The following is a 22,226-nucleotide window of genomic DNA, read 5'->3' on the forward strand; positions in this document are numbered from 1 at the left end:
CTATCTTTCCAGGACCAGCGACTTGCCTTCGAAGCGCGACACGCACGGCATGATCTTGCAGCCGGAACGATGGTCTTCCTCGCTGAGCCAGTGGTCGTTGTGGATGAACTTGCCGTCATACGAGACGACGTTGGTCTCGCACTGGCCGCAGACACCGCCGCGGCAGAGATAGGGCGGATCGACGCCGGCGGCCTCGATCGCTTCGAGCAGGCTCTGCTGCTCGCCGACGCGGATGGTCTTGCCGCTAACGGCAAGTGTGACGTCGAACGGCAGGCCGGGCTGGGGTGCCGCGAAATGCTCGTAGTGCACGGTCTCCGCCGGCCAGCCGAGAGCCGCAGCGCGCTCGCGCACCCAGTTGATCATGCCGGCCGGGCCGCAGACATAGAGATGGGTGCCGAGCGGCTGCGAGGACAAGAGACGGTCGAGTTCGATGCGCTCGTCGCGGTCGTCGTGATAGAGCCGGACGCGACGGCCATAGCGCTCCTGCAGCACATCGGCATAGGTGCCGAGCGAGGCGGTGCGGCAGGTGTAGTGCAGCTCGAAATTGCCGCCGGACCCGGCGAGCTGCGCGGTCTGCGCCATGAACGGCGTGATCCCGATGCCGCCGGCAAGCATCAGATGCTTCTTTGCCCTGAGGTCGAGCGAGAACAGATTGACGGGGTAGCTGACCACCATCTCCAGGCCAGGCTTGACGCTCCGGTGCATGAACAACGAGCCGCCGCGGCCGACATCGTCGCGGCGCACCGAGATGGTGTATTCGCGGGTGTCGAGCGGCGATCCCATCAGCGAATAGGGATTGAGCCTTGTGCGGTCGCCATCGCGCATCTCGACCACGACATGGGCGCCGCCGGAAAAGGTCGGCAAAAGCTCACCGTCACGGCGGCGGAAATGGAAGCGCGTCACCAGTTCGTTGACCGGGACGACGTCGCTGACGACGACATCGAGCTTGGTGGTGCCGGTGCTCATGGGAAGACCTCCTCTATGGGAGGGATCTCCGAGCGATCCTCGGCATTTATGCAGACGCCCTGGAATGCTGCCAGCCGTCGCGAATAATGATCGCGCACCAGAAGCAGCAGGCCGCAATGCGCGCAGGTGGCCGGCTGCGTCGTCACATTTTCGGTGATGCCTTTGCAATGCACGCACTGCATGCGCCGCGCCAATGAGCCGCGATGCTCGGTCTGCATGGAGGTATGATCGATGCCGGCTTCGAGCGCCACCTGCATGGCCTGGCCGATCAGCCCTTCGGTGCCGGCGAGATAGAGGCGCAGGCCCATATGCGCGTTGGCAAGCGTCTGCTTCAGCCGGGGCAGCAGGCTGGCGAAGGTTGGCGCGACATGAAATTGCGCGGACTTCAGTGCCTCAAGAGCGGCAACGTGCTTGCCGTCGGCCCCGGGAATGAAGACGATTTCGGCGCCGTCGAAGAAGCCGGGGGGCGCCGTCCTTGCCATATCGACGATCGCCAGCGCGCCTTCCGCATCCGCCACGAAAAGATGATGCTTGCCGGGCTGCGGGGACAGGGTTCCGTAAATGGGCCGGCTGATGATCGTTTTGGCTGCCATTCTCTACTTCGTACCTCGAAACCCCTCGCTGTCGATTGTGCCTCAGCCTTTCGCCGTGCGCTTGGTCTTTTTGGGATCGTCGAAGGGCAGAGGCTGCGCCGTCGCCCTGATCGAACCGCTCTTGTTGCGGATCTCGAGCTTGGTGTCCTTGACCGCGCAGTCGACGTCGAGGCGGGCGATGCCCATCGATTTCTCGACCAGCGGCGAATACATGGCGCAGGTGACCACGCCCACCTTTTTGCCGTCGCGATAGACCGGCGCGCCCTCATCCGCGGGTTGCTTGCCGTCGAGCAGCACGCCGTAGATCTTGAAGCGCTCCTTGCCCTTGAGGCGGTAATGCTCTTCGGCGCCGCGAAAGCCGGTCTTGCCGGGGCTGACGGTGAAGTCGAGGCCGAGCTCCCACAGCGTGTCGCCGGGGCCTTCATTCTCGAACGGATATTTCTGCGAGTTGTCGTAGGGATAGAACAGCAAATAACTCTCGACGCGCAGCATATCGAGCGTGGTGAAGCGGCAGGGAATGATGCCGGCGCTCTTGCCCTCGTCGAGGATCCTGTCCCAGATCGTGCCGGCGTCCTGGCCGCGGCAGAAGATCTCGTAGCCGCGCTCGCCGGTGTAGCCGGTGCGCGAGATCATGACGGGAAAGCCGAACAGTTGCGTCTGCATATGATGGAAATAGTTGAGGTCGCGAATGCCCGGCACATGCTTTGAGAGATAGTCGACCGCGGTCGGCCCCTGCAGCGACAGATCGTGCAGATTGTCGTCGAAGCGCAGCGATACGTCGCGGCCGACGGAAGCGCGCTGCAATTCCTCATGGCCGGTGCCGGAGCCGTGCACCACCATCCAGGCGTTCGGCCCGGTGCGGTAGAGGATGCAGTCGTCGGTGAATTTGCCGGCCTCGTTCAGCATGCAGGCATAGGCCGACTTGCCGGGATAGATCTTCTCCACGTCGCGCGTCGTTGCCAGGTCTATGAGGTGTGAGGCGTGCGGCCCGGTGATGTGAACCTTCTTCAGGCCCGACACATCCATCAGCCCGGCCCTGGTGCGGATGGCGGTGTATTCCTCGTCGGCGTCCTTGTCGTAGGTCCAGGCGGTGCCCATGCCGCTCCAGTCTTCGAGCTTCGAGCCTAACGCGCGATGGCGATCCGCCAGGGTCGAAAATCTCCAGGATGCCGTCATCCGCAAATCCTCCGTTCGAAAATTCTATTGTGTTCCCGGCTCCCTGCGCGGAGGCGGGAGCATTTGGTCGAATATTGATCGCAAACGTCCTGATGCCGCAATACCCGCAAGCAAATAATTTCATTGTCAGGCAAAATTCGCGGCTGGGGACAAACGGTTAACCCAACGTAAAATCGGCTTGACAATTGCTGGATTCGGCCCGAATTTATGAAAAAAATTTCACTCTGTTGAAAGAGGGCAGCGGGCGGCCAATTCGGGGTCGGGCGCTGGAAAAAGGGGAAAACCGATGTCAGACCTGCAGCAGCGCATCGAAGCGCTGTACCGTTCCGACCTGCGCGGATCCGCGCTGCTGATCATCTGCCTTTGGGCGACGATCCTCTTCGTGCTCGTCATGACATGGCCCTACATCCCGGACACCGGGATCAAGATCGTCGTCGCGATCGCGGCGGCCGCCGTGCTGATCTTCAACACGGCCGCCATCCTGGCGATGGTCAATCACTACAAGGAAGACAAGGACTTTATCTACGGTCTCGACATCAAGAACGCCGACGCGGCCCGCAGCCGCAAGTCCTGAAAACAGAACGTCCTGAGGGGTAGAAGACATGTCGCGCTACACGCCGCCGGAACAAGGCAAGGCCGGGCAGATTTTCGATATCGTGGTCGTCGTGGTCGCCATTTTCGTGGCGCTGTGGCTGCCATTGAAACTCGGCCTGGCGGGTGCGGCGAAATCCATCGACGCGCTCGATGCCAAGACCTGGGAAGCGTTGGGACAGAACCCGACCATGGCCTCGATCTGGGAAAAGCTCGGCTATACGCCGGAGACCGCGCACGACATCATCCAGAACCGCTTCCACTACATCATCGACTGGCCGACGCTGATCATCATGGCGGCGGTGCTGATCGGCTATTTCGTCTTCCTGTTCCGCGCCTCCGACCGCGAATATCGCGACGTCATCAACGAAAAGTTCGACGACAAGTAACGCCAGAGATTTTGGGGAAGAACGCTCATGTGGGTCGCACTCTCTTACGCATCGTGGGGCATCTCGGTCGTGCTTGCGCTGTGGATGCTCTACGACTGGTTCAAGATCGACACGACCTATTCCGAGGAGGTGCTGACTTCCTCGCGCGAAGGCGAGCTTGAAGCCGCTTCCGAAAAACACCGGATCTGAGTGGGGATTGAACAATGACGATCACGCTTGAACCGGCAATACACGGCGACAGAGTTTCACTGCTACGCGTGCTCGGCCCGGCCCATGTCTGGGCGCTTGGCGTCGGCATCGTGCTGGTCGGCGAATTCACCGGCTGGAATTTCTCGGCGGACAAGGGCGGCGCACTGGCGGCGCTGATCGTCTGCTGGGTGGTCGGGCTCTTGTACACTTCGGTCGCCATGATCGACTCCGAGGTGACATCGACGGTTGCCGCCGCCGGCGGCCAATACGCGCAGGCTAAGCACATTGTCGGGCCCCTGATGGCCTTCAACGTCGCGCTGTTCCTGGTCTTTGCCTACACCATGCTGGAGGTTTCGGACGCCATCCTGCTCGGCGACACCATCGTCGCCAAGGCCGGCGTCGAAGGGCTCACCCACAACTCCTTCATTGCCGCCACCATCGTCGTGCTGGCATGGCTGAACTATCGCGGCGTGCTGATGACGCTCAACGTCAACTTCGTCATCACGGCGATAGCCTATGTCTCGATCGTTATCCTGTTCTTCTCGGTCAGCCCCTGGACGCAGGGTGCTGTGCTGAAGCTCAACGAGCTGGTCACCCCCGGCAATGCGCTGCCCTATGGCTGGATTGGCGTCATCGCGGCCTTCCAGTTCGGCATCTGGTACTATCTCGGCATCGAAGGCACCACGCAGGCCGCCGAGGAAGTGCGCTCGCCGGCGCGTTCGCTGCCTTACGGCACCATGGCCGGCATGATCACGCTTTTGATCGCCGCCGCCATGACCTGGTATGTCTGCGCCTCGCTGATGCCCTGGGAGTACCTCGGTATCACCTATTATCCCTTGTGGGACGCCGGCAAGCTGACCGGCAGCCCGCTGCTGGAAAACCTGTTGTTCGTGGCCACGCTGCTCGCGGCACTGGCGTCGGCCAATGGCTGTATCAACGATGCGGCCCGCGCGTGGTTCTCGCTTGGACGCGACCGCTATCTGCCGACATGGTTCTCGGCCGTGCACCCGAAATACCGCACGCCCTATCGCTCGATCCTGTTCCTGCTGCCGATCGCGCTCGCCTTCGCCTTCATTGCCGACCTCAACCAGGCGATCACCTTCTCGATCCTGTCGGGCGTGCTGCAATACACCTTCATGAGCATCAACATCATGATGTTCCGCAAAAAGTGGCCGCTGGGCACGATCCGCCGCGGCTATACGCACCCGTTCCACCCGATCCCGGCCATCGTGTTGTTTTGCCTCTGCGTGGTGACCTTCTTTGCGATCTTCCTCGGCTACGGCACGCAGCTGATCGCCATGGTCGCCTTCTACTTCCTGATCTCGCTGTGGTTCCACTTCTACCGTTACCGCTATGTGCGTCGCGGCGACCAGTTCACCATGCCGTGGCCGAAGCCGCAGGGCTATTGACAGGAGAGGGCCTGCCGGTTTGGGCGGGCATGGCGTGACGAGGTGTCTGACGTGACGACAGCATTGCTGGCCGGGGCGGTCGCCGTGGCTCTCGTCCTGCACCTCGCCTGGCATGCGCGCGCCAGCCGCAAAAAGGCCAAGGCTGATCTTGCAGCCGAGGCAGCCAGTATCCGGACCGTCATCACACATGCCGTTGATGTCTCCGATGGCACAGCCGGCGTTGTCACCTGGGCGGGTTCGTGGAACGGACAGCGCGTGCAGCTGCGCACCATCGTCGACACGCTGGCGACGCGAAAGCTGCCGGCGCGATGGTTGAGTGTCACGATCACAGAGCCGGTTGCGGTGCCGGCGACCTTCGACATGATGATGCGGCCGGGCTCGCCGACGACCTTCTCCAATTTCGATCATCTTCAGCATACGCTGCCGAAGGCACCCGGCTTCCCGGCCGAAGCGGTGCTGCGAACCAACCTCAGGGCGGCGCGCTTTCCGCAGAACCTCATCGCCCGCCATCTCGACATCTTTGCCGAAGGCCGCGCCAAGGAACTTCTGATCACACCGAATGGCGTGCGCATCGTCTGGCTGCTGACCGAGGCCGAGCGGGCGCGCTACGGCGTGTTCCGGCAGGCCGCATTCGGCGGCGCCAGGCTGGATCCAACGCTGGTCGAGAGACTGCTGACCTCAGCATCGGCGCTGCGCGGTGCCATCAACCGACAGGAAAGGCAGGTGGCATGAGCGCTCCCTCTCCCGCTCCAACAAACCCGTATCTCGTGCTCGGCGCGGCCATCGTCTTGCCGGCCAGCGGCCACGTCATTCTGGGCGTGCCTGTGCGCGGCCTGCAATTCCTGTTCTTCATAGTGATCCTCGCCTGGGTGACGGCCAAGATCGCGCCGGCCGATGCCAGCTTCGTCGGCCGCCACGCCGGCGGCTTCCTGATCTATGCGCTGTCGATCCTCGATGCCTACAGAATAGCCCGCATCCGCACCGCCACATGGATTCACAGCGCCCGCGACGGCGGCGATAGTTCACAAGGCCGCATCGAGCCGGATACGTAACTACAGGAATATTTTTTTCATATGATTGAATTCGCACGACGCATTCGATACATCATCGTCTAGTGGTAACGCCGGGAGGCTGACATGTGTGGAATCGTCGGACTTTTTCTGAAAGACAAGTCGCTTGAGCCGCAGCTCGGCTCGATGCTGTCGCAGATGCTGATATCGCTCAGCGATCGCGGCCCCGACAGCGCCGGCATTGCCATCTATGGCGCGCCTTCCAGGAATGAAGCCAAGATCACCATCCAGTCCGCGAAGCCCGAGCGCGATTTCCGCGGCCTCGACGCCGAACTCGCGAAGGCCATCGGCGCGCCGGTGAGCATAGCAGTGAAGTCGACGCATGCGGTGCTCCGGACCGCGCCCGACAAGGTCGATGCCGCGCGCGAAGCGCTGCAGTCAATCCGCCCCGACGTGCGCATCATGGGCGCCGGCGAAGCGGTGGAAATATACAAGGAAGTCGGTCTGCCGGAAGCGGTCGTCGACCGTTTCGACGTCCGCTCGATGACCGGCACCCATGGCATCGGCCATACCCGCATGGCGACGGAATCGGCCGTCACCACGATGGGCGCGCATCCGTTCTCGACCGGCGCCGACCAGTGCCTGGTACACAATGGCTCGCTGTCCAACCACAATAATGTGCGACGTGAGCTGGTGCGGGAGGGCATGAAATTCGAGACCGAGAACGACACCGAGGTCGCCGCCGCCTATCTCTCGTCGCAGATGGCGCATGGCAAGAACCTCGGCGAGGCGCTGGAAGGTACGCTGTCCGACCTCGACGGCTTCTTCACCTTCGTCGTCGGCACCAAGAACGGTTTCGGCGTGGTGCGCGATCCGATCGCCTGCAAGCCCGCCGTCATGGCCGAGACCGACCAGTATGTCGCCTTCGGCTCGGAATATCGCGCGCTGACCAAACTGCCCGGCATAGACAATGCGAGGGTCTGGGAACCGGAACCCGCAACCGTCTATTTCTGGGAGCATTGAGCCCATGCCGGCAACCAAACTTTCGAAGGCGGCGCAAGACCAGGCGTCCCGGGTCTTCGATCTCGATGTGTCGTCGCTGCGAGAGCTCAACCAGGCGCTTCACAATCTGACGCCCGGCTCCAACGAAACGGCGTGGGAAGTGCTGCACCCGAAGGGCAGCCATTCGGTTGCCGTCGGCGTCGACCAGCCGGTCAGCATCGATGTGCGCGGCAGCGTCGGCTACTACTGCGCCGGGATGAATGACGGCGCTGCGATCACAGTGCACGGCTCGGCCGGACCTGGCGTCGGCGAAAACATGATGTCGGGCTCGATCGTCATCAAGGGCGACGCCAGCCAGTATGCCGGCGCCACCGGCAAGGGCGGGCTGCTCGTCATCGAGGGCAACGCCTCGTCGCGCTGCGGCATCTCGATGAAGGGCATCGACATCGTCGTGCACGGCAATATCGGCCACATGTCGGCCTTCATGGCGCAGTCCGGCAATCTGGTGGTGCTGGGCGATGCCGGCGACGCACTTGGCGATTCCATCTACGAAGCGCGGCTGTTCGTGCGCGGCAAGGTCGAAAGCCTGGGCGCCGACTGCATCGCCAAGGAGATGCGGCCCGAGCATATCGAACTGCTGCAGGGACTGCTCGACCGCGCCGGCGTCACCGGCGTCAAGCCGTCGGAATTCAAGCGCTACGGCTCGGCGCGCACGCTCTACAATTTCAATATCGACAACGCCGACGCGTATTGAGGCAGCATGACCTACAAGAACCCGCCGACGACGCCGCGCAAATCCGCGACCTTCGACGACTACACGCTTTCCGAAATCCGCCGCGCCGCGGCGACCGGCATCTATGACATCAGGGGCGCCGGGGCCAAGCGCAAGCTGCCGCATTTCGACGATCTGCTGTTCCTCGGCGCCTCGATCTCGCGCTATCCGCTGGAAGGCTATCGCGAGCGGTGCGACACGTCGGTGGTGCTGGGCTCGCGCTATGCCAAGAAGCCGATCGAGCTGAAAATCCCGATCACCGTTGCCGGCATGAGCTTCGGGTCGCTGTCCGGCCCGGCCAAGGAAGCGCTCGGCCGTGGCGCCACACTCTCAGGCACGTCGACCACCACCGGCGACGGCGGCATGACCGAGGAAGAGCGCGGCCATTCCAAGCAACTGGTCTACCAGTACCTTCCGTCGCGCTACGGCATGAACCCCAGGGATTTGCGCCGCGCCGACGCCATCGAAGTGGTCGTTGGCCAGGGCGCCAAGCCGGGCGGTGGCGGCATGCTGCTTGGCCAGAAAATCTCCGATCGCGTTGCCGAAATGCGCACGCTGCCGAAGGGCATCGACCAGCGTTCGGCCTCGCGCCATCCCGACTGGACCGGGCCGGACGATCTCGAGATCAAGATCCTCGAGCTGCGCGAGATCACCGACTGGGAAAAGCCGATCTACGTCAAGGTCGGCGGCGCCCGCCCCTATTATGACACAGCACTTGCGGTGAAGGCCGGCGCCGATGTCGTCGTCGTCGACGGCATGCAGGGCGGCACGGCGGCCACCCAGGAAGTATTCATCGAAAATGTCGGCCAGCCGACGCTTGCCTGCATCAGGCCGGCGGTGCAGGCGCTGCAGGATCTCGGCATGCACCGCAAGGTGCAGCTGATCGTGTCGGGCGGCATCCGCAATGGCGCCGACGTCGCCAAGGCGCTGGCGCTCGGCGTGGACGCGGTGTCGATCGGCACGGCAGCGCTGGTCGCACTCGGCGACAATGATCCGCGCTGGGAAGCGGAGTACAATGCGCTCGGCACCACCGCCGGGGCCTATGACGACTGGCACGAGGGCCGCGACCCCGCGGGCATCACCACGCAGGACCCCGAACTGATGAAGCGGGTTGATCCGGTCGCCGCGGGACGGCGTCTGGCGAACTACCTCAAGGTGATGACACTGGAGGCGCAGACCATTGCGCGTGCCTGCGGCAAGAACAGCCTGCACAATCTCGAGCCCGAGGATCTCGTAGCCCTCACCATCGAAGCCGCCGCCATGGCCGGCGTGCCGCTGGCCGGCACCAACTGGATACCGGGGAAAAACGGCTTCTAAAAAACACATCAAAATAAGCGAGGAACTATAATGGGGAACGATCTCGCCGCATTCGCCAAAGAGAACGGCGTCAAATATTTCATGATTTCCTACACCGACCTGTTCGGCGGCCAGCGCGCCAAGCTGGTGCCGGCGCAGGCGATCGCCGACATGCAGAAGGACGGCGCCGGCTTCGCCGGTTTCGCCACTTGGCTCGACCTGACGCCGGCGCATCCTGATATGCTGGCGGTGCCGGATCCGGATTCGGTGATCCAGCTGCCGTGGAAGCGCGATGTCGCCTGGGTCGCCGCCAACTGCATCATGGACGACAAGGAAGTCGAGCAGGCGCCACGCAACACGCTGCGCCGGCTGATTGCGGAAGCCGCCACTGACGGTATGCATGTCAAGACCGGCGTCGAGGCTGAGTTCTTCCTGATCTCGCCGGACGGCAGCGTCATCTCCGACAAATACGACACGGCTTCAAAACCCTGCTACGACCAGCAAGCGGTGATGCGCCGTTACGATGTCATCGCCGAGATCTGCGATCATATGCTGGCGCTGGGCTGGAGCCCCTACCAGAACGACCATGAGGACGCCAACGGCCAGTTCGAGATGAACTGGGCCTTCGACGATGTGCTGGCGACCGCCGACAAGCACTCGTTCTTCAAGTTCATGGTCAAGTCGGTGGCGGAAAAGCACGGCCTGCGCGCGACCTTCATGCCTAAGCCCTTCCAGGGCCTGACCGGCAATGGCTGCCACGCCCATATTTCGGTGTGGGACAAGGCCGGCAAGGTCAACGTCTTTGCCGACAATGCGATGGAGCTCGGCCTGTCGGCTAAGGGCAAGAATTTCCTTGGCGGCATCATGAAACATGCCTCGGCGCTGGCCGCCATCACCAACCCGACGGTGAACTCCTACAAACGCATCAACGCGCCGCGCACCATTTCGGGCGCCACCTGGGCTCCGAACACGGTGACCTGGACCGGAAACAACCGCACCCACATGGTGCGCGTGCCCGGCCCCGGCCGCTTCGAGCTGCGGTTGCCGGACGGCGCCGCAAACCCTTATCTGCTGCAGGCCGTCATCATTGCCGCCGGTCTCGACGGCATCCGCTCCAAGGCCGATCCCGGCAAGCGCTACGACATCGACATGTACCAGAACGGCCACACGGTGAAAGGCGCGCCGAAGCTGCCGCTCAATCTGCTCGACGCGCTTCGCGAATACGACAAGGACAAATCGCTCAAGGCGGCGCTGGGTGAGGAATTCTCGTCGGCTTATCTAAAGCTGAAGCACCAGGAATGGAATTCCTATGCTTCGCACTTCACGCAATGGGAGCGCGACCACACGCTGGACATATAATCGTCCCAGCTGTGCGAGCGACCTCGGAATGACCTGATGAAATATTCGATCTTCTCGCTCGCCCGTGCTGCCCTTTCCGGCCACAAGAATTGGCAGCGCACCTGGCGCGATGCGCCGCCCAAGGACCACTACGATGTGGTGATCATCGGCGGCGGCGGCCATGGGCTCGCCACCGCCTGGTTCCTCGCCTGCGAGTTCGGCATCAGAAACGTCGCCGTGCTGGAAAAGGGCTGGATCGGCTCCGGCAATGCCGGCCGCAACACCACCATCATCCGTTCCAATTACGGCCTGCCCGGCAATACCGGCTTCTACGAGCTTTCGATGAAGCTTTGGGAGCGGATGGAGCAGGACCTCAACTATAACGCCATGGTCAGCCAGCGCGGCGTCCTCAACCTCTATCATTCCGATGCGCAGCGCGACGCTTATGCGCGGCGCGGCAACACCATGCGCATCAATGGCATAGATGCCGAACTGCTCGACCAGGCGGCGCTGAAGAAGATGCTGCCGTTCCTGAATTTCGACCATGCGCGCTTTCCCGTGCAGGGCGGCCTCCTGCAGCGCCGCGGCGGTACGGCGCGCCACGACGCGGTGGTCTGGGGCTATGCCCATGCGGCGAGCGAACTCGGCGTCGACATTATCCAGAACTGCGAGGTCACCGGCTTTGTCCGGGATGGCAACGGCAAGGTGGCCGGTGTCGAGACCTCGCGCGGCAAGATCGGCGCCGGCAAGGTCGGCATGGCGGTTGCGGGTTCCTCCTCGCGCGTCGCCGCAATGGCTGGCCTGCGCCTCCCGATCGAAAGCCATGTGCTGCAAGCCTTCGTCTCGGAGGCGATCAAGCCGCTCATTCCCGGCGTCATGACCTTCGGCGCCGGCCATTTCTATGTCAGCCAGTCGGACAAGGGCGGGCTGGTCTTCGGCGGCGACATCGACGGCTACAATTCCTATGCCCAGCGCGGCAATCTGCCTGTCATGGAGGATGTCTGCGAGGGCGGCATGGCGCTGATCCCGATGATCGGTCGCGTGCGGCTGTTGCGCCAATGGGGCGGCATCATGGACATGTCGATGGACGGCTCGCCGATCATCGACAAGACGCCGGTCGACGGACTCTATCTCAATGCCGGCTGGTGCTATGGCGGCTTCAAGGCGACGCCGGGGTCGGGCTTGGTCTTTGCCCATCTGCTGGCGCGTGACGAAACGCACAAGGAGGCGGCTCGTTTCCGCCTCGACCGCTTCCGGACTGGCGCCATGATCGACGAAAAGGGCCAGGGCGCCCAACCGAACCTGCACTGAGGCTGGCGAGATGCGTATTGTCTGTCCCTTCTGCGGCGAACGCGAACTCGGCGAGTTCAGCTATCTCGGCGACGCCAAGCCTGTACGGCCGGCGGCGGATGCCGGCGAAGATGCCGTCTACGACTATGTCTATCTGCGCGACAACATCGCCGGCGTGATGGCAGAGAACTGGTATCACGGCGGTGGCTGCCGGGCCTGGCTGAAGGTCACCCGCAACACGCTGACGCACGAGATCTCGGCGGTGGAGCCGGCGGCGGGCGCCGGGGCGAGGCAGGTGGCGAAATGAGCTATCCTGTCGAAATCGTAGCCGTCGCGAAAAGCGCCAGCCCCCTACCTCCCCCTTGTGGGGGGGGGCCGCCCCGCGGGGCGGGGGGGGGGTCGGTGCCGCACCCCCACCCCGCTGCTGCGCAGCGACCCTCCCCACAAGGGGGAGGGTAAGGGGCGGCGCCATCCTTCGCCATGACACCATATGGATCAGAGGCTGGACATCGTGACCTCTCATCGTCTCTCATCCGGCGGTCTCATCGACCGTTCCACCCCCCTCACCTTCCGCTTCGACGGCACGACATTTTCCGGCTTCCAGGGCGACACGCTGGCGTCGGCGCTGGTCGCCAATGGCGTCAAGCTGGTCGGCCGCTCGTTCAAATACCATCGTCCGCGCGGCATTCTGACTGCGGGCTCGGAAGAACCCAACGCGCTGGTCGAACTGCGCACCGGCGCACGGCGCGAGGCCAACACCAAGGCCACGACGGCCGAACTCTATGAAGGCCTCGAAGCGGCCAGCCAGAACCGCTGGCCGTCGCTGCGCCACGATGTGATGTCGGTGAACCAGCTGTTCGCACCGATCTTCGTCGCCGGCTTCTACTACAAAACCTTCATGTGGCCGGCAAAATTCTGGGAAATGGTCTACGAGCCGGCGATCCGACGCGCCGCGGGTCTGGGTCGCGCGGCGGTCACCCCCGATCCGGATCACTACGACAAGGCCTGGGCGCATTGCGATGTGGTGATCGCCGGCTCCGGTCCGGCCGGTCTCGCCGCCGCACTCGCTGCAGGCCGCAGCGGTGCGCGCGTCATCCTGTGCGAAGAAGATTTTGCGCCCGGCGGCCGTCTGTTGTCGGATGGCGGCACGATCGACGGTCTGCCGGCCGCGGAGTGGCTGTCGCGCACACTGGCCGAGCTCAGCTCGATGCCGGATGTCCGCATCATGACCCGCACGACCCTGTTCGGCGTCTATGACGGCGGTACCTATGGCGCGATCGAGCGGGTCAACGATCATCTGCCGGTGCCGCCCGAGCATCAGGTGCGCCAGCGCCTGTGGCGCATCGTGGCCAAGCGCTGCGTCGTCGCCGCCGGCGCGATTGAGCGTCCCATCGTCTTTGCCGGCAATGACACGCCCGGCGTGATGATGGCGTCCGCCATCCGCACCTACGTCACACGTTATGCGGCGACGCCGGCAAAGCGGATCGCGCTGTTCACCAACAATGAGGATGGCTGGCGCACGGTCGAGACGGCACTCGGCGCCGGGCTGCAGATCGCGGCGGTGATCGACGCGCGGCCTGACGTCTCGCCTGCCCATCGTTCTCTCGCTTCCAGGAACGGCTTCACCGTGCTGCATGGTTCGGTCAGCGGCGTCGACGGCGGCAAGGACGGCGTAAGAAAAATAGCGGTGTCGCTGACCGGCGGCGCGCGCGCCGAGGTCGAGGCCGACGGGCTTGCCGTTTCCGGCGGCTGGAATCCGGCGGTCGGGCTCACCTCTTACCATCGCGGCCGGCCGAAATGGCGAGACGACATCGCCGCCTTCGTGCCGGACGGCGCGCCGCCCGGTATGGTCGCCGCAGGTGCGGCTAACGGCGACTTCGGGCTAGGCGCCTGCCTGCGCGCAGGTTTCGAGGCCGGCGCCGCAGCGGCGCGGGACGCGGGACGCAATGGCAATCCGGGCTCTGCAGCTGTTGCCGGCGACGAGTCCTTCTCACTGACCCCGCTCTGGCACGTCGCCGGCAAAGGCAAGGCCTTTGTAGACCAGCAGCATGACGTCACCGCGTCCGACATCGAGCTGGCGCAGCGCGAGGGTTTTGAATCGGTCGAGCATCTGAAGCGCTACACCACGCTCGGCATGGCGACCGACCAGGGCAAGACGTCCAATGTCGCCGGCCTCGCCATCATGGCGGCGGTGTCGGGCAAATCCATTCCCGAGACGGGCACGACCATCTATCGCCCGCCCTACGTGCCGGTCGCCATCGGCGCCTTTGCCGGCCACCATCGCGACGAAAATTTCCATGCGACGCGGCTGACGCCGTCGCATCACTGGGCGGCCGAACAGGGCGCGATCTTTGTCGACACCGGCCTGTGGAAGCGCGCGCAATGGTATCCGCGCGCCGGCGAGAAAGACTGGCTGGAATCGGTCACCCGCGAGGTCAAGGCGGTGCGCGGCGGCGTCGGCTTCTGCGATGTGTCGACGCTGGGCAAGATCGATGTGCACGGCCCCGATGCCGGCGCCTTCCTCGACCGCGTCTACATCAACACCTTCTCAAACCTTGCCGTGGGAAAAGCCCGCTACGGGCTGATGCTGCGCGAGGACGGCCTCGTCTATGATGACGGCACGACCTCGCGGCTGGCCGATGACCATTATTTCCTCACCACGACCACGGCGAAGGCCGGGCTGGTGATGCAGCATCTCGAATTCTGCCGGCAGGTGCTATTCCCCGAACTCGACGTGCAACTGACCTCAGTCTCCGACCAGTGGGCGCAATTCTCGATTGCCGGGCCAAGGACGCGAGACCTGTTGAAGGAAATCGTCGACCCTGCCGAGGACCTTTCGAACGAAGGTTTTCCCTTCATGGGCGTGCGCGAAGTCGCTTTGCGCGGCGGCATCAAGGCGCGGCTGTTCCGCATCTCCTTCTCCGGCGAGATGGCGTTCGAGATTTCGGTGCCGGCGCGTTACGGTGAAGCGATGGCACGCAATTTGATGCTGGCGGGAAAACCGTTCGGCGTGACGCCGTATGGCACAGAAGCCCTCGGCGTCATGCGCGTTGAAAAGGGCCATGTCGCTGGGCCGGAACTGAGCGGCACGACGACCGCCGCCGATCTCGGCCTTGGCAAGATGATGTCGACCAAGAAGGATTTCATCGGTCGCGTCATGGCCGGCCGCGAGGCGCTGGTGGCGCCGGACCGGCAGGTCGTGGTCGGGATCAAGCCGGTCGACAAGGCGCGCCGCCTGCGCTCCGGCGCGCACATCATCCCGAAGGGCCAGACGCCCGGGCCTGATAACGACCAGGGCTACGTCACCTCGGTCTGCTTCTCGCCGGCGCTCGACCAGTGGATCGGTCTCGGCCTTGTCGAGCGCGGCCGCGAACGCATCGGCGAGATCGTCCACGCGCATGATCCGCTGCGCGGTGAAGACTATGATGTCGAACTCTGCAATCCCGTCTTCTACGATCCCGATGGAGGGCGCCAGCGTGGCTGATTTTTCCTGGGATGTTCGCAGCCCGCTCAAGCGCGCGCTCGCTCCTGGCGCTTACGGCGTGCAAGGCGATGCCGGTGTGTCGTTGACCGAGATCCGCAATTTCGACCTCGTCCAGGTGATGGCACGGCGCGGCAAGGCGGGTGATTTGGCCGAGGCCGCGAACGCTCGTTTCGGCGTCGCGGCTCCGGAAACGCCGAAGGCGGTTGGCACCGCGGATGCGACGCTGATCTGGTCGGGACCGGACCAGTTCTTCGTGCTGTTGAAGGGCGGCAAGCATGGGACTGAAGCACTCGCCCAGACGTTCGCGTCTTCCGCTTCGCTATCGGACCAGTCGCATGCGCGAGTGCTGATCAGTATCTCCGGTACCAAGGCGCGGGCGATGCTGGGCAAGCTGTCGTCGATCGATCTGCATCCCGATGCATTTCTGGTTGGGGCGGCTGCCGCGACCTCGATGGATCACACCAGCGTCACGCTCTGGCGCGGGAATGACCGGCCGGATGGGCAGGCGGTGTTCAACGTGCTGATGTTTGCGACATTTGCTGAAAGTCTGTGGCACACGATGCTGGATTCGGCGGCGGAGTATGGTGTCGAGATCGGGCATTCCGAGGATTTGGCGTAGCGCTTGTGCGCTTCTTCCTTCTCCCCTTGTGGGAGAAGGAAGATCGGCGCGTTAGTGCCGAGACGGATGAGGGGTGTTCCAGGGTACGCCAACGTCTCACCGCTGGAACACCCCTCATCCGTCGCCTGCGGCGACACCTTCTCCCACAGAGGGAGAAGGGGGAGCCAGCCTTGCCAAACGCAACTGCGCTGCTATTCTTGCAGCTAAAGTAATTTTACACACAGGCAAACTTGTTTCTCGAACCGCAAGGCTGAGATGAGCCAGTCGCCCTACCCTTCAGTGACAGCCGGGCCGCCCCGGCCAAGCCTCATCCTGCGGCCCGGCCAGATCGCGCTGCCGCCGGGCATGGAGCGGTATGCGGCCCCCGGTAACGGCGCGGTGCTGATCGATATCGAGGCCGGCGATACATTTGCCATCCGCAATGTCGAGGGCGGCCAGGCCTGCGAGCTTTTGGCCTGGGACAAGTCAGGCGCCACCGACCCCGCCATCTTCGGCGAAAAGTCCAATAGCAATGCCGCCGGGATCAAGGCGCTATTGGCCGAGGGCGACGATAGCCTCGCTTCCGTGCGCCGCGGACTCGAGCGCCGCCAGGTGCAGCTTGACCAGGCCAAGGCGGTGCGCGTCTTCGGCGGCGCCACGCCGGCAGGCACCGAGCAGGCCTTCACCGTCGCGCGCGATGGCGGCTTGCTGATTGCAGCGCCTAGCGGGCCGATGCTGGTCGACGGCCACGACACGGCAACGCCGCTCACCGTCATGGTGCGCCGCGCCACCGTGCGCCTGAAGACAAAGTCGCAGCTGGCCGATCCGCTTGCCGATCCGGTGCTCGATCTGCGCGTCCATTCGGCGACAGCCGAACCCTATTTCGTCAAGGCGGGCGACTACCTGCAGATCATCGATGTCGACGGCCGCCAGTGCACCGATTTCCAGTGCTTCTCGGCGCGCAAGCTGGACAAGGGGCTGGACCATCCGCTCGACGTAACGACCACGCGCACGCTGATGGGGTCGAGCTACCCGATGCCCGGCCTTCACTCGAAATATTACGACCAGGACATGGAGCCGTTGGTCGAGGTTATCCAGGACACATGCGGCCGGCATGACGCGTTCGCGCTGGCGTGTGCCGCCAAATATTACGACGACATCGGCTATCCCGGCCACACCAACTGCTCGGAGAATTTCAACCGCGCGCTGGCCGACAAGGGTGTCACCCCACGTGCCGGCTGGATGGCGATCAACTTCTTCTTCAACACGGCGATCGACGCCCATGGCGTCATGGTGTCGGATGAGCCGTGGTCGCGCGCCGGCGACTATGTCCTGCTCAGGGCGCTCACCGACATCGTCTGCGTCTCCTCCGCCTGTCCCGACGACACGACACCGGCCAATGGCTGGAACCCGACCGACATCCATGTGCGAACCTATTCCGGCCAACACAAATTCTCGCGAGCGATCGCCAGACGCATGACGCCCGATTCGGAACCGAAAATGACCCGCGAGACCGCCTTCCATTCAAGCTTCGCCAAGCACACCCGCAACTTCGTGGAATACCGGGGTTATTGGCTGGCCAATTCCTTCGCCAAGGAAGGCGCCATCGCCGAATACTGGGCCTGCCGGCAGGATGCCGTGATCATGGACCTGTCGCCGTTGCGCAAGTTCGAGGTCACCGGCCCGGATTCCGAGGCGCTGCTGCAATACACGCTGACCCGCGACGTCAAGAAGCTCGGCGTCGGCCAGGTCGTCTATTCCGCCATGTGCTACGAGCATGGCGGCATGATCGACGACGGCACGCTGCTGCGGCTCGGCAAGGACAATTTCCGCTGGGTCGGCGGCGATGACCTGTCCGGCGAATGGCTGCGCGACACCGCCAGAAAACTCGGCCTCAAAGTGCTGGTGCGCTCGTCCACCGACCAGATGCACAATGTCGCTGTCCAAGGGCCGAAGAGCCGTGACATTTTGCGAGAGGTGGTCTGGACCTCGCCGCTGCAACCGTCGATCGACGAACTCGAATGGTTCCGCTTCGCTGTCGCGCGCATCGGCGGCGGCAATGGCATTCCGGTCGTGGTGTCGCGCACCGGTTATACCGGCGAGCTCGGCTACGAAATCTGGTGCCACCCACGCGACGCCGAAAAAGTGTTCGATGCCATCTGGGAGGCCGGCCAGCCGCACGGGCTGAAGCCGATGGGCCTGCAGGCACTCGACATGGTGCGCATCGAAGCCGGGCTGATCTTCGCCGGTTACGAATTCTCCGACCAGACCGACCCGTTCGAGGCGGGCATTGGTTTCACCGTGCCGTTGAAGACCAAGACCGACGATTTCATAGGCCGCGAGGCGCTGATAAGGCGCAAGGAACATCCGCAGCACAAGCTCGTCGGCCTCGACATCGACAGCAATGTCGCGGTCGGCCATGGCGATTGCGTGCATGTCGGCCGCGCCCAGATCGGTGTCGTCACCTCGGGCATGCGCTCGCCGGTGCTGGACAAGAACATCGCCCTGGCGAGGCTTGACGTCACCCATGCGGCCACCGGCACAGAGGTGGAGATCGGCAAGCTCGACGGTCATGCCAAGCGGCTGCCGGCGCGGGTGGTGGCCTTCGCCCACTACGATCCGCAAAAGACCAGGCCGCGATCCTGAGGGTTGCACCCCCGGCCCTTCGCAGGCTCAGGGCGTTCGAAGCTCGAAAGCAATTGGCTTTCCGTCCGCTACCGCGGACCGCTTCTCACCCCACAAGGGGAGAAGGACAAAGCGAGCGTTTCGCAACCGTGATGTGCACGACGCCACAAATCACTTGACGTGAAAGCGCGCCGGATCAATCTTCACTGTTAAGAAAAAAATACGACTGAGTGGAAACACTGGAGTCGTGCGGTCATGTACCGGGGAACAAGCTTCGCGAAGCCGAGGCATCACCGGCCGGGAACACAAAAATGGGGAATTCAGACAGATGAGCACGATTACCACTGCCCTGGAGCAGCCCGCTGAAGGCAAGCTGCTCCGCAACATCGACTGGCGCGGCGCCTTCTGGGTGGCGAGCGGCGTTCCTGCCCTTGTCCTGTTTTCGATCGGCGGCATTGCCGGAACGACGGGAACGCTGGCCTTCGGGATCTGGATCGCTTCCATGATCATGGGCTTCCTGCAATCCTTCACCTATGCCGAGATCGCCGGCCTGTTCCCGAACAAGTCGGGCGGCGCCTCGATCTACGGCGCCACCGCCTGGCTGCGTTATTCCAAGTTCATCGCGCCGCTGTCGGTGTGGTGCAACTGGTTCGCCTGGTCGCCGGTGCTGTCGCTGGGCTGCTCGATCGCCGCCGCCTATATTCTCAACGCGCTGGCGCCGGTGCCGCTGTTCACCGAGGCGTCGCCGGACGTCGTCGCCTATATCGCGGCGCACGCCGGAACGGTGCCTGCCGACGCCATCGCCGCGGTGACCGCGGCGACCACGCCGGCGATCCGCAACTGGACACTGTTCAGCCACACGCTGGGTCCTGTCTCCTTCACCCTCAATGCCACTTTCTTCATCGGCGCGGTGCTGATGCTGATCATCTTCTCGATCCAGCATCGCGGCATTCTCGGCACCGCCAATGTGCAGAAGTATATCGGCCTGCTGGTCATCATCCCGATGCTGATCGTCGGTGTCGTGCCGATCGTCACCGGCCAGATCAACTGGGCGAACTTTTCGCCGCTGGTGCCGCTGGCGGCGGCTTACGCGCCGGAGCCCGGCTCGTGGAACATTGCCGGCTGGACGCTGGTGCTGGGCGGCATGTTCATCGCCGCATGGTCGACCTATGGTTTCGAGACCGCCGTCTGCTACACATCGGAGTTCAAGAACCCGGGCACCGACACGTTCAAGGCGATCTTCTATTCCGGCCTGCTCTGCATGCTTCTGTTCATCCTGGTGCCCTTCACCTTCCAGGGCGTGCTGGGCCTCAACGGCATGCTGGCGACGCCGATCGTCGACGGCTCGGGTGTCGCCGATGCACTGGCCGGCATGGTCGGGGGTGGCGCATTGATCCACAGCCTCTTGGTGATGCTGATGATCCTGGCGCTGGTGCTGTGCATCATGACGGCAATGGCCGGCTCGTCGCGCACGCTCTACCAGGGCTCGGTCGATGGCTGGCTGCCGCGCTATCTCAGCCACGTCAACGAGCATGGCGCGCCGACGCGCGCCATGTGGACCGATCTTGTCTTCAACCTGATCGTGCTGGCCATCGCCTCGGCCGACGCGACGAGCTTCTTCTTCATCCTCGCCGTGTCGAATTGCGGCTACATCATCTTCAACTTCCTCAACCTCAATGCCGGCTGGATCCACCGCATCGACAACGGCCACATCGTCCGGCCGTGGAAGGCGCCGAGCTGGCTGCTCGGCCTCGGCGCCATCTTCGCCTATGTAAACGCCATCTTCATGGGCGCCGGCGCCAAGGTGTGGAACCCGATGGCGCTCTGGGCCGGCCTGATCACAGCCGCCTTGATCATCCCGGTGTTCTGCTACCGGCACTACGTCCAAGACAAGGGCAAGTTCCCCGACCACATGCTGGCCGACCTCGGCATGGCGGGCGCAGACCTCTCGGTCAAAAAGGCAGGCATGCTGCCCTACCTGACGCTGGTCGCCGGCGTGGTGGTGATGCTGCTCGCCAACTGGTACTTCGTCATCTGAAAGTGATGGCTTGAAAAGAATGGGCGCGCTTCGGCGCGCCTGTTTCTTTTTATGGCAGGACGTCAGCCGGCCTTGCGAATGGCCCCTTCGGAGCCTTCGAAGAACCGGTTCGGCGGCCGCTTCAGGCCGAGATTCTCGCGCAAGGTGGTGCCCTCATACTCGCGCCGGAAGAGCTTTCGCCGCTGCAGCTCGGGCACCACCTTCTCGGCGAAGTCGTCGAGCCCGGCTGGCAGATAGGGGAACATGACGTTGAAGCCGTCTGACCCTTCGGCAAACAGCCATTCCTCCATCGAATCGGCGATGGTTTTCGGCGTGCCGACGAAAGCAAGGCCGGAATAGCCGCCGAGCCGCTGCGCCAGCTGGCGGACGGTCAAAGTCTCCCGGCGCGCCAGCTCGATGACGCGCTCACGGCCGCTCTTGGAGGCATTGGTCTCGGGGATTTCGGGCAAGGGCGCGTCGGGATCGAAGCCGGATGCGTCGTGCCCCAGCGCGATCGACAGCGAGGCAATGCCGCTCTCGTAATAGACCAGGCTGTCGAGCTTGGCGCGTTTGGCCTGTGCTTCCTCGACACTGTCGCCGACGATGACGAAGGCGCCGGGCAGGATCTTGATGTCGTCGCGCGAACGGCCGAGCTTCTCGGCCCGGCTTTTGACATCGGCAAAGAAGCGCTGCCCGGACGCCAGATCGGAATGGGCGGCGAAGATCACCTCCGCCGTTTCGGCTGCCAGCTGCCGCCCGGCCTCAGATGCGCCGGCCTGGACGATGACCGGCCAGCCCTGCACCGGCCGCGCAATGTTGAGCGGGCCGCGCACCGAGAGATGCTCGCCCTTATGGTCGAGCACATGCAGCTTCGCGGGATCGAAATAGAGCCCGCTCTCGGCGTCGCGGATGAAGGCGTCGTCGGCAAAGCTGTCCCAGAGGCCGGTCACCACATCGTAGAATTCCCGCGCATTGTGATAGCGCTCGTCGTGCTCGACATGCTCGTCGAGGCCGAAGTTCAGCGCGGCGTCGGGATTGGATGTGGTGACGATGTTCCAGCCGGCGCGGCCGCCGCTGATATGGTCGAGCGAGGCGAAGCGACGGGCAATGTGATAGGGCGCGTCGAAGGTCGTCGATGCGGTGGCGACAAGGCCGATATGATCAGTGACGGCGGCGAGCGCCGACAGCAGCGTGAACGGCTCGAACGAGGTCACCGTGTGGCTGCGCCGTAGCGCCTCGATCGGCATGTTGAGAACGGCCAGATGGTCGGCCATGAAGAAGGCGTCGAACTTCGCCGCCTCAAGCGTCTGCGCGAAGCGCTTCAGATGGGCGAAGTTGAAGTTGGCATCGGGATATGAGCCGGGATAGCGCCAGGCCCCGGTGTGAAGACTGACCGGACGCATGAAGGCGCCGAGCCGCAATTGCTTATTGTCTACCATGGGATGATCACCTGATGCGAATGAGCGTTGCCGCTCCGATAT

At 63.7% G+C, this 22,226-nt stretch carries 20 protein-coding genes; 16 read left to right on the forward strand and 4 right to left on the reverse strand.

Annotated elements, in window-relative coordinates:
- Genes NKI46_RS17220 through NKI46_RS17230 form a run of 3 tightly spaced genes read right to left on the reverse strand, consistent with a single transcriptional unit; the run spans position 1 to position 2,735 of the window.
- On the reverse strand, positions 1 to 966 hold the full coding sequence (locus tag NKI46_RS17220; RefSeq protein WP_023687064.1) for a PDR/VanB family oxidoreductase: 966 nt from the start codon (positions 964 to 966) through the stop codon (positions 1 to 3).
- Positions 963 to 1,559 carry a dimethylamine monooxygenase subunit DmmA family protein gene (locus tag NKI46_RS17225; RefSeq protein WP_023668542.1) on the reverse strand — a complete coding sequence of 199 codons (597 nt, stop codon included), beginning with the start codon at positions 1,557 to 1,559 and terminating at the stop codon, positions 963 to 965. The genes NKI46_RS17220 and NKI46_RS17225 overlap by 4 nt, the downstream gene beginning before the upstream one ends.
- Positions 1,560 to 1,601: 42 nt before the next feature.
- Positions 1,602 to 2,735, reverse strand: coding sequence for an aminomethyl transferase family protein (locus tag NKI46_RS17230; protein ID WP_023668543.1), 1,134 nt, complete (start codon positions 2,733 to 2,735; stop codon positions 1,602 to 1,604).
- 286 nt (positions 2,736 to 3,021) lie between these two features.
- On the opposite strand from NKI46_RS17230, the gene NKI46_RS17235 reads away from it, so the two are divergent.
- The 16 genes from NKI46_RS17235 (at position 3,022) to NKI46_RS17310 (ending at position 20,766) form a co-directional block, all read left to right on the forward strand.
- On the forward strand, positions 3,022 to 3,309 hold the full coding sequence (locus NKI46_RS17235; RefSeq protein ID WP_023684429.1) for a hypothetical protein: 288 nt from the start codon (positions 3,022 to 3,024) through the stop codon (positions 3,307 to 3,309).
- Between the two features lie 28 nt (positions 3,310 to 3,337).
- Positions 3,338 to 3,715, forward strand: coding sequence for a hypothetical protein (locus NKI46_RS17240; protein WP_023668545.1), 378 nt, complete (start codon positions 3,338 to 3,340; stop codon positions 3,713 to 3,715).
- A 27-nt stretch (positions 3,716 to 3,742) separates the two neighbouring features.
- Positions 3,743 to 3,904 carry a hypothetical protein gene (locus tag NKI46_RS17245; protein ID WP_023668546.1) on the forward strand — a complete coding sequence of 54 codons (162 nt, stop codon included), beginning with the start codon at positions 3,743 to 3,745 and terminating at the stop codon, positions 3,902 to 3,904.
- Between the two features lie 14 nt (positions 3,905 to 3,918).
- A complete protein-coding gene (locus NKI46_RS17250) occupies positions 3,919 to 5,313 on the forward strand; it encodes an APC family permease (RefSeq protein ID WP_023668547.1) in 1,395 nt (464 codons plus the stop codon).
- 42 nt (positions 5,314 to 5,355) lie between these two features.
- Entirely contained in the window at positions 5,356 to 6,045 is a 690-nt protein-coding gene (locus NKI46_RS17255; RefSeq protein ID WP_352747104.1) for a hypothetical protein, read from the forward strand.
- A complete protein-coding gene (locus NKI46_RS17260) occupies positions 6,042 to 6,365 on the forward strand; it encodes a hypothetical protein (RefSeq protein ID WP_023738434.1) in 324 nt (107 codons plus the stop codon). The genes NKI46_RS17255 and NKI46_RS17260 overlap by 4 nt, the downstream gene beginning before the upstream one ends.
- A gap of 84 nt (positions 6,366 to 6,449) precedes the next feature.
- Complete coding sequence (locus NKI46_RS17265) at positions 6,450 to 7,346, forward strand: class II glutamine amidotransferase (protein WP_023668550.1); 897 nt, start codon at positions 6,450 to 6,452, stop codon at positions 7,344 to 7,346.
- Positions 7,347 to 7,350: 4 nt separating this feature from the next.
- On the forward strand, positions 7,351 to 8,079 hold the full coding sequence (locus NKI46_RS17270) for a GltB/FmdC/FwdC-like GXGXG domain-containing protein (RefSeq protein ID WP_023668551.1): 729 nt from the start codon (positions 7,351 to 7,353) through the stop codon (positions 8,077 to 8,079).
- Positions 8,080 to 8,085: 6 nt separating this feature from the next.
- A complete protein-coding gene (locus NKI46_RS17275; RefSeq protein ID WP_023668552.1) occupies positions 8,086 to 9,414 on the forward strand; it encodes an FMN-binding glutamate synthase family protein in 1,329 nt (442 codons plus the stop codon).
- Between the two features lie 30 nt (positions 9,415 to 9,444).
- Positions 9,445 to 10,752, forward strand: a complete 1,308-nt coding sequence (glnT, locus tag NKI46_RS17280; protein ID WP_023696631.1) for a type III glutamate--ammonia ligase — start codon at positions 9,445 to 9,447, stop codon at positions 10,750 to 10,752.
- Between the two features lie 36 nt (positions 10,753 to 10,788).
- Positions 10,789 to 12,042: a sarcosine oxidase subunit beta family protein gene (locus NKI46_RS17285; protein ID WP_023732170.1), complete on the forward strand. Its 1,254-nt coding sequence runs from the start codon at positions 10,789 to 10,791 to the stop codon at positions 12,040 to 12,042.
- 10 nt (positions 12,043 to 12,052) lie between these two features.
- Positions 12,053 to 12,328: a sarcosine oxidase subunit delta gene (locus tag NKI46_RS17290; protein WP_023732171.1), complete on the forward strand. Its 276-nt coding sequence runs from the start codon at positions 12,053 to 12,055 to the stop codon at positions 12,326 to 12,328.
- A gap of 183 nt (positions 12,329 to 12,511) precedes the next feature.
- The gene (locus tag NKI46_RS17295) at positions 12,512 to 15,505 is read left to right on the forward strand and encodes a sarcosine oxidase subunit alpha (RefSeq protein ID WP_352747108.1); all 2,994 of its coding nucleotides are present in this window, start codon (positions 12,512 to 12,514) and stop codon (positions 15,503 to 15,505) included.
- Positions 15,498 to 16,124 carry a sarcosine oxidase subunit gamma gene (locus tag NKI46_RS17300; RefSeq protein WP_352747110.1) on the forward strand — a complete coding sequence of 209 codons (627 nt, stop codon included), beginning with the start codon at positions 15,498 to 15,500 and terminating at the stop codon, positions 16,122 to 16,124. Before NKI46_RS17295 ends, NKI46_RS17300 begins: the two co-directional genes overlap by 8 nt.
- 255 nt (positions 16,125 to 16,379) lie before the next feature.
- Positions 16,380 to 18,749, forward strand: coding sequence for a trimethylamine N-oxide demethylase (locus tag NKI46_RS17305; RefSeq protein ID WP_352747113.1), 2,370 nt, complete (start codon positions 16,380 to 16,382; stop codon positions 18,747 to 18,749).
- 307 nt (positions 18,750 to 19,056) lie between these two features.
- Positions 19,057 to 20,766: a trimethylamine N-oxide permease gene (locus tag NKI46_RS17310; protein WP_352747116.1), complete on the forward strand. Its 1,710-nt coding sequence runs from the start codon at positions 19,057 to 19,059 to the stop codon at positions 20,764 to 20,766.
- Positions 20,767 to 20,828: 62 nt separating this feature from the next.
- Here NKI46_RS17310 and NKI46_RS17315 read toward each other — a convergent pair whose 3' ends face one another.
- Positions 20,829 to 22,184, reverse strand: a complete 1,356-nt coding sequence (locus NKI46_RS17315) for an LLM class flavin-dependent oxidoreductase (RefSeq protein WP_023704836.1) — start codon at positions 22,182 to 22,184, stop codon at positions 20,829 to 20,831.
- Positions 22,185 to 22,226: the final 42 nt, after the last annotated feature.

The organism is Mesorhizobium sp. M0615, assembly GCF_040320805.1.
Taxonomy (GTDB): Bacteria; Pseudomonadota; Alphaproteobacteria; order Rhizobiales; family Rhizobiaceae; genus Mesorhizobium.

What these genes read in the sequence shown, in the direction of transcription:
- NKI46_RS17220 (WP_023687064.1), bottom strand. Translation starts at nt 966, where the DNA reads ATGAGCACCGGCACCACCAAGCTCGATGTCGTCGTCAGCGACGTCGTC.
- NKI46_RS17225 (WP_023668542.1), bottom strand. Translation starts at nt 1,559, where the DNA reads ATGGCAGCCAAAACGATCATCAGCCGGCCCATTTACGGAACCCTGTCC.
- NKI46_RS17230 (WP_023668543.1), bottom strand. Translation starts at nt 2,735, where the DNA reads ATGACGGCATCCTGGAGATTTTCGACCCTGGCGGATCGCCATCGCGCG.
- NKI46_RS17235 (WP_023684429.1), top strand. Translation starts at nt 3,022, where the DNA reads ATGTCAGACCTGCAGCAGCGCATCGAAGCGCTGTACCGTTCCGACCTG.
- NKI46_RS17240 (WP_023668545.1), top strand. Translation starts at nt 3,338, where the DNA reads ATGTCGCGCTACACGCCGCCGGAACAAGGCAAGGCCGGGCAGATTTTC.
- NKI46_RS17245 (WP_023668546.1), top strand. Translation starts at nt 3,743, where the DNA reads ATGTGGGTCGCACTCTCTTACGCATCGTGGGGCATCTCGGTCGTGCTT.
- NKI46_RS17250 (WP_023668547.1), top strand. Translation starts at nt 3,919, where the DNA reads ATGACGATCACGCTTGAACCGGCAATACACGGCGACAGAGTTTCACTG.
- NKI46_RS17260 (WP_023738434.1), top strand. Translation starts at nt 6,042, where the DNA reads ATGAGCGCTCCCTCTCCCGCTCCAACAAACCCGTATCTCGTGCTCGGC.
- NKI46_RS17265 (WP_023668550.1), top strand. Translation starts at nt 6,450, where the DNA reads ATGTGTGGAATCGTCGGACTTTTTCTGAAAGACAAGTCGCTTGAGCCG.
- NKI46_RS17270 (WP_023668551.1), top strand. Translation starts at nt 7,351, where the DNA reads ATGCCGGCAACCAAACTTTCGAAGGCGGCGCAAGACCAGGCGTCCCGG.
- NKI46_RS17275 (WP_023668552.1), top strand. Translation starts at nt 8,086, where the DNA reads ATGACCTACAAGAACCCGCCGACGACGCCGCGCAAATCCGCGACCTTC.
- glnT (WP_023696631.1), top strand. Translation starts at nt 9,445, where the DNA reads ATGGGGAACGATCTCGCCGCATTCGCCAAAGAGAACGGCGTCAAATAT.
- NKI46_RS17285 (WP_023732170.1), top strand. Translation starts at nt 10,789, where the DNA reads ATGAAATATTCGATCTTCTCGCTCGCCCGTGCTGCCCTTTCCGGCCAC.
- NKI46_RS17290 (WP_023732171.1), top strand. Translation starts at nt 12,053, where the DNA reads ATGCGTATTGTCTGTCCCTTCTGCGGCGAACGCGAACTCGGCGAGTTC.
- NKI46_RS17295 (WP_352747108.1), top strand. Translation starts at nt 12,512, where the DNA reads ATGGATCAGAGGCTGGACATCGTGACCTCTCATCGTCTCTCATCCGGC.
- NKI46_RS17305 (WP_352747113.1), top strand. Translation starts at nt 16,380, where the DNA reads ATGAGCCAGTCGCCCTACCCTTCAGTGACAGCCGGGCCGCCCCGGCCA.
- NKI46_RS17310 (WP_352747116.1), top strand. Translation starts at nt 19,057, where the DNA reads ATGAGCACGATTACCACTGCCCTGGAGCAGCCCGCTGAAGGCAAGCTG.
- NKI46_RS17315 (WP_023704836.1), bottom strand. Translation starts at nt 22,184, where the DNA reads ATGGTAGACAATAAGCAATTGCGGCTCGGCGCCTTCATGCGTCCGGTC.